This is a genomic window from Pseudorhodoplanes sp., assembly GCF_035565795.1.
In the GTDB taxonomy this organism is placed as follows: Bacteria; Pseudomonadota; Alphaproteobacteria; order Rhizobiales; family Xanthobacteraceae; genus Pseudorhodoplanes.
In genome coordinates this window covers 21,375-27,759 of the sequence record NZ_DATMRV010000243.1, presented here as the reverse complement: position 1 = coordinate 27,759, position 6,385 = coordinate 21,375, and the positions used below count along the sequence as shown (strand labels likewise).

At 62.7% G+C, this 6,385-nt stretch carries 3 protein-coding genes and 1 pseudogene; 1 reads left to right on the top strand and 3 read right to left on the bottom strand.

What is annotated here, in order from left to right:
- A pseudogene (locus VNZ93_RS21715) lies at positions 1-536 on the top strand (hypothetical protein); the annotation flags it as partial.
- An 80-nt stretch (positions 537-616) separates the two neighbouring features.
- Here VNZ93_RS21715 and VNZ93_RS21710 read toward each other — a convergent pair.
- The 3 genes from VNZ93_RS21710 to VNZ93_RS21700 form a co-directional block, all read right to left on the bottom strand.
- On the bottom strand, positions 617-1,831 hold the full coding sequence (locus VNZ93_RS21710) for an NADP-dependent isocitrate dehydrogenase (protein ID WP_325710232.1): 1,215 nt from the start codon (positions 1,829-1,831) through the stop codon (positions 617-619).
- Positions 1,832-2,156: 325 nt separating this feature from the next.
- Complete coding sequence (locus VNZ93_RS21705) at positions 2,157-4,379, bottom strand: NADP-dependent isocitrate dehydrogenase (protein ID WP_325710234.1); 2,223 nt, start codon at positions 4,377-4,379, stop codon at positions 2,157-2,159.
- 219 nt (positions 4,380-4,598) lie between these two features.
- Positions 4,599-6,320 (bottom strand): carbamoyltransferase C-terminal domain-containing protein, encoded by a 1,722-nt coding sequence (locus tag VNZ93_RS21700; protein WP_325710229.1) that lies wholly within the window; start codon positions 6,318-6,320, stop codon positions 4,599-4,601.
- Positions 6,321-6,385: the final 65 nt, after the last annotated feature.

Genomic DNA, 6,385 nt, shown 5'->3' with positions numbered 1-6,385 from the left:
GCTGGGACGCAATGCTGGGCTGGTCCAGCATCGCCTATGATGCCAGCGCCGCCAGCACCGTCACCGGCGAACGTGCGTCCGGCAATTTCGACGGCTCGCGCTGGCTGCTCTCCACCGGGCTGACCGGTTCCTATCGCTATGCCGCTGTTGTACTCGAACCTTCCGCCAAGGTGTTTGCCTTGTGGGAACGGCAGGACGCCTGGACCGACAGCCTCGGCACGCTGCAGAGCGAGCGCAGCTTCTCCACCGGCCGCGTGTCGCTCGGCGGCCGCGTGATCGCGCCGGCGCAATACAGCGCGTTCTCGCTCGCGCCATATCTCGGTTTCTATGGCGATTGGCAGTTCTCGTCAGACGATGCGCTGCCGGTCGATGTGCCGAATGTCGGGCTGAGCAACGGCTGGTCGGGGCGTGTCACCAGCGGCGTGAGCATGGTCGCGCCGGGTGGCGGTTCGCTGTCGCTCGGCGGCGAATACGGCGGCATCGGCGCTGGCTATGGCGTCTGGACTGCCAATGCAAGGCTCGCGATGCCTTTCTGATCCGCGGGGCAGCGAGCGTCGCAAACAAAGAAGGGCGCGGTGAAGCCGCGCCCTTTGACGTTTTGAATGAGAGCGATGGCCTACGCCGCCATCGCTTTCTTCAGGTTGTCGTCGACCTTGTCGAGGAAGCCCGTGGTCGAGAGCCAGCGCTGTTCCGGGCCGACGAGGAGGGCGAGGTCCTTGGTCATATAGCCGCTCTCGACCGTATCGACGCACACCTTCTCCAGCGTCGACGCGAATTTCGCGAGCGCGGCATTGTCGTCGAGCTTGGCGCGATGGGCGAGGCCGCGCGTCCAGGCGAAAATCGACGCGATCGAGTTGGTTGAGGTCTCGTTGCCCTTCTGATGTTCGCGATAGTGGCGCGTCACGGTGCCATGCGCGGCTTCCGCTTCCACCACCTTGCCATCCGGCGTCATCAGCACCGAGGTCATCAGGCCGAGCGAGCCGAAGCCCTGCGCCACGGTGTCGGACTGCACGTCGCCGTCATAGTTCTTGCAGGCCCACACATAGCCGCCCGACCATTTCAGCGCCGAGGCGACCATGTCGTCGATCAGGCGGTGCTGGTAGATGATACCGCGCTTGTCGAATTCGGCCTTGAACTCTTTGTCGAAGATCTCCTGGAACAGCTCCATGAAGCGGCCGTCATACTGCTTCAGGATGGTGTTCTTGGTTGAGAGATAGACCGAGTAATTGCGCGACAGGCCGTAATTGAACGAGGCGTAGGCGAAGTCTCGGATCGAGTCATCGAGATTGTACATCGCCATGGTGACGCCCGAGCCGGGCGCATTGAAGACTTCCTTCTCGATCACCTTGCCGTCTTCGCCTTCGAACTTGATCGTCAGCTTGCCCTTGCCGGGAAACTTGAAGTCGGTGGCGCGATACTGGTCGCCATAGGCGTGGCGCCCGATGATGATGGGCTGCGTCCAGCCCGGCACGAGACGCGGCACATTCTTGCAGATGATCGGCTCGCGGAAGATGGTGCCGCCGAGGATATTGCGGATGGTGCCGTTCGGCGAACGCCACATTTCCTTCAGGCCGAATTCCTTCACGCGACCTTCGTCCGGCGTGATGGTGGCGCATTTCACCGCTACGCCGACCTCCCTGGTCTTGTTCGCGGCATCTATGGTGATCTGGTCGTTGGTTTCGTCGCGCTTCTGGATGCTCAGATCGTAGTAGAGCAGGTCGATGTCGAGATAAGGATGGATCAGCTTGTCCTTGATGAACTGCCAGATGATGCGGGTCATCTCGTCGCCATCCATTTCGACGACGGGATTCTTCACCTTGATCTTCGCCATTTCGGAGCGCCACCTTTTCGAGAGCCGGCATCAGCAACGGACTTACGGAAAGCAGGAACGCGAGCATTGATGCGCCGCGCCGCATCCGCGGCGGCTCTATAGCATGACTTTCGTGACTCGAAAGCCGCACCATCCCGTGGACTTAAGTCGCATGCAACGGGCAGGGTGGGCGGCGGGTTTGGTGGGCATCAAGGAGCCCATGCGCCCCGCGTCATTGCGGACAGAGCCGAAGCAATCCAATCGCCGGATCGCCCGGTCGGCTCCGCCTCGCGGTCTTCGCAAAGATGGCGGCCGGCGTACGGGACGTCGGCCGCCGGATCCTCAATCAGAGCGCTGCGAGCGCTGCGTTCAGCGTGGCGCTCGGGCGCATCGCGGCCGATGTCTTGGCGAAATCGGGCAGGTAATAGCCGCCCATGTCGACCGGCTTGCCTTGCGCCGCGATCAGTTCGGCGTTGATCTTGGCCTCGTTCTTCTCGAGCGCCTCGGCGAGTGGCTTGAAGCGGGCCTGCAGCTCGGCATCCTTGGTCTGCGCAGCCAGCGCCTGCGCCCAGTAGAGGGCGAGGTAGAAATGGCTGCCGCGATTGTCGAGTTCGCCGACCTTGCGTGCCGGAGAGCGGTTGTTGTCGAGGATCTTGGCGATGGCCGCGTCAAGCGCATCGGCGAGAACCTGCGCCTTGGCGTTCTTGTAAGTCTGCGCCAGATGCTCGAGCGATGCGCCGAGCGCGAGGAATTCGCCGAGCGAATCCCAACGCAGGTAGCCCTCCTTCTGGAATTGCTCGACATGCTTCGGCGCTGAGCCGCCGGCGCCCGTCTCGAACATGCCGCCGCCCGCGAGCAGCGGGACGATCGAGAGCATCTTGGCCGAGGTGCCCAGCTCCATGATCGGGAAGAGGTCCGTCAGGTAGTCCCGCAGAATGTTGCCGGTAACCGAGATCGTGTCCTGGCCCTTGCGGATTCGCTCAAGCGAGAACTTCATCGCGTCGACGGGAGCCAGGATGCGGATATCGAGCCCGCTGGTGTCGTGGTCCTTCAGATAGGTCTCGACCTTCTTGATCAGTTCCGCGTCGTGGGCGCGGTTCTTGTCCAGCCAGAACACGGCGGGCGTGTTGGTGAGACGCGCGCGGCGCACGCCAAGCTTCACCCAGTCGCGCACGGCGGCATCCTTGAGCTGGCACATGCGGAAGATGTCGCCGGCCTCGACGGGGCGCTCCAGCAGCACCTTGCCGTCGTCGGTGACGACGCGGACCGTGCCGTTCGCCTGAATTTCGAACGTCTTGTCGTGCGAGCCGTATTCTTCGGCCTTCTGTGCCATCAAACCGACATTGGGAACCGAACCCATGGTCTTGGGATCGAATGCGCCGTTGGCCTTACAGTCATCGATGACCGCCTGATACAGGCGCGCGTAGGCGCGATCCGGAATCACGGCTTTGGCGTCGTGCAGCTTGCCGTCGGGTCCCCACATCTTGCCGCCTTCGCGGATCATCGCCGGCATCGTAGCGTCGATAATGAAGTCGCTCGGAACATGCAGGCCGGTGATGCCCTTGTCGGAATTGACCATGGCGAGGGCAGGACGCTTTGCGTATTCGGCCGCGATGTCGTCCCTGATCGCCTTTTTCTCGGCTTCCGGCAGCGTCTCGATCTTCGACAACAGATCGCCGAAGCCATTGTTGAGATTGACACCGAGCTTCTTCAACGTCGCGGCATGCTTCTCGATCACGTCGGAGAAGAAGGCGGACACGGCGTGGCCGAAGATGATGGGATCGGCGATCTTCATCATCGTCGCCTTGACGTGCAGCGAGAACAGCACATCCTGCTTCTTGGCTTCCTCGATTTGCTCTGCGAAGAATTTGCGCAGCGCTGCGGCGCTCATCACCGCAGCGTCGATGATCTCGCCGTCATTGAGTGCCGTCTTTGGCTTGAGCACCGTGACGGCGCCATCCTTGCCGACGAATTCGATGCGAACGTTGGTCGCCTTGTCGACAGTGGTCGCGATTTCCGAGCCGAAATAGTCGCCGCTCGACATGTGGGCGACGTGCGTCTTCGAATCCTTGGTCCAGGCGCCCATCTTGTGCGGATTCTTGCGGGCGTAGTTCTTGACCGCGGCGGCCGCGCGGCGGTCGGAATTGCCCTCGCGCAGGACCGGGTTAACGACGCTTCCGAATATCTTGGCGTAGCGCGCCCTGATCTCCTTCTCGGCGTCCGTGGTCGGATTGTCCGGATAATCCGGAACGTCGTAACCCTTGCTCTGCAATTCCTTGATCGCGGCCTTGAGCTGCGGGATCGATGCCGAGATGTTCGGCAGCTTCATGATGTTGGCTTCGGGCTTCAGCGTGAGATTGCCGAGCTCGGTGAGCTCGTCGTTGATCCGCTGCTCGGGCTTAAGCTTCTCGGGGAAGGCGGCGATGATGCGTCCGGCCAGCGAGATGTCCTTCAGCTTCACGGACACGCCCGCCGCGCCCACGAAGGCTTCGACGATCGGCAGGAGGGAAAAGGTCGCGAGCGCCGGGGCTTCATCGACTTTCGTCCACATGATTTCGAGATTCGGCATCCTTGCACCTTTGGTCGCGCGCTTGTTTGGATCGGCCGGAAACTGGACATCGATGGGCAAGGGGAACGGTGTCCCTCAGGTCCCCGAATGAATTGTTCTCGGCGCGGAGACCGCCGGCCGGGGATCCGGCTGACGGAGAAATCGGCGCGCGCCCTATAGCATCCGCCCACCCCGGGTAAAAGCCTTGTCGACGGGTGGGAAACGGCGGCCGCCACGCCCCTAGCCGCGGACGTAGAGCGCCTGGTTCGTGACCACGAAGTCGATCCGGCCGTCGGTGAGGGCCCTGGCGCATTCCGACGGGGTATTCACGATCGGCTCCTCGTGGACATTGAACGAGGTGTTGACCAGCGCCGCCAGACCGGTGGCGCGCTCGAAGTCTGTCAGAATGTCGTGGTACAGCGGATTGTCCGCTCGCTCGATCACCTGCGGCCGCGCCGACTGGTCGACATGCACCACCGCCGCAATCCGCTTGCGCCAGTCTGGACGCACGTCGGTTGCAATCGTCATGTAGCGGCACGCGCGCCGGTTGACTTTCGTGATGTCGAAGACATCCCCAGCCCGTTCGGCGGTTGCGACCGGCGCAAACGGCATGAATTCGGACCGGGACAGCCGCTCGTTGAGAAGATCGTGCGTCTCGCGGCGTGACGGATTGGCGAGGATGGTCCGGTTTCCGAGGGCGCGGGGGCCATATTCCATGCGGCCGGTATAGATCGCGCCGAGCTGTCCCGCCTCGAGCCGCTGCACGGTGCCGGCAACCGGTGCCTCCGCAGTGCGCTTCACGTTCGGAATCGCGGCGAGTGCTCCGTCCACGGTCGCGGTGAAGTCGCGGCCGAGATAGACTGGGCCAAGCTCGCGCCTGTTCTTCAGCCAGTTGGCGAGACCGTCGCGGCGCAGGAGCCAGGCCAGTGCGCCACCGACGGGCAGGCCGTCATCGCCCATCGCCGGGAAAATGAAGATCTCGTTCAGACCAAATCGTTCGGCCAGCAGACGGTTCAACTTCACATTCGCGAACACGCCGCCCGATACACCGACATGCTTTGCGGGATTTTGCGCGAGCAGCCGTTCGAACGAAGCGAGCATCGTGTCTTCGAGCACCTTTTGCACGCTGGCTGAATAGTCTTCCTTGCTGAGGCCCTTGAGCAGGGACTGCATGAAGGCGTTGATCTCGCGATCGCTGTTCAGCGTCGAATGCACGCGCCCGTTTGCATCGACGGAGAATTTCGCCGCGAGTTCGTCCGCGCGCACAGGTCTGCCCATGGCGGAGAGGCCGGTGACCTTGCCCTCGTGCCGCACGCGACGGAAGCCGAGCGCCTTGGTCGCCGCGCCGTACATCTTGCCGAGTGAATCTTCGACAGCGGGCGTTAGGATCGTGTCTTCGCCGCCGTAGATATTGGTCAGCGCGCCATTTGCGAAATGACGGTGGCTGTAATGCACGTTGTCGCCGCCGCCATCGGCGGTGACGAGCAGCGCGTCGTCCCAGTCCGGGCTGTAGAACAGCGCGGGCAGGGCGTGCGCCTCGTGATGATTGTAGAAATAGGAGTGCGTACCTTCGCGGAAGCCCTTGTCGCGCAGGAGTGCGGCCGAATCGTAGAAGCGCTCCGTATCGGCGGTGTTGTTCCGGAACAGTTCGGGCATCATCTGACGCCGGTCCTTGCCGCGAAGATGCGTGCGGTACTGTTCCTTCAGCCAGTCAAAACCGGACAGGTTCCTGAAATATTTCGTCGGCATCAGGGTGCGGCTGTGGCACACGACATCGACATCCTTGCGCGTCGCGCCGGCGATCGACAGCACTTCGTCGATGGCGAGGTCCGGATAGGCACCGTCGCCCTTGTTGCGGGTCAGCCGCTCGAGCGACACCGCGGCCTTCAGCTCGTAACCGTCGAACAGGGCCGCGGCCGCGTCATGCGAGCCGGAGTGAACGCCAAGAATGAGCTGGGACATTAGGGTAGACCGGCGATTTCAGGAGGGGGCGTCATTTACCGGGATTTGCGGCGGGCGACAACCGG

Excerpts from the sequence above, each read along its gene's own strand:
- VNZ93_RS21710 (WP_325710232.1), bottom strand. The coding sequence starts at position 1,831 with ATGGCGAAGATCAAGGTGAAGAATCCCGTCGTCGAAATGGATGGCGAC.
- VNZ93_RS21705 (WP_325710234.1), bottom strand. The coding sequence starts at position 4,379 with ATGCCGAATCTCGAAATCATGTGGACGAAAGTCGATGAAGCCCCGGCG.
- VNZ93_RS21700 (WP_325710229.1), bottom strand. The coding sequence starts at position 6,320 with ATGTCCCAGCTCATTCTTGGCGTTCACTCCGGCTCGCATGACGCGGCC.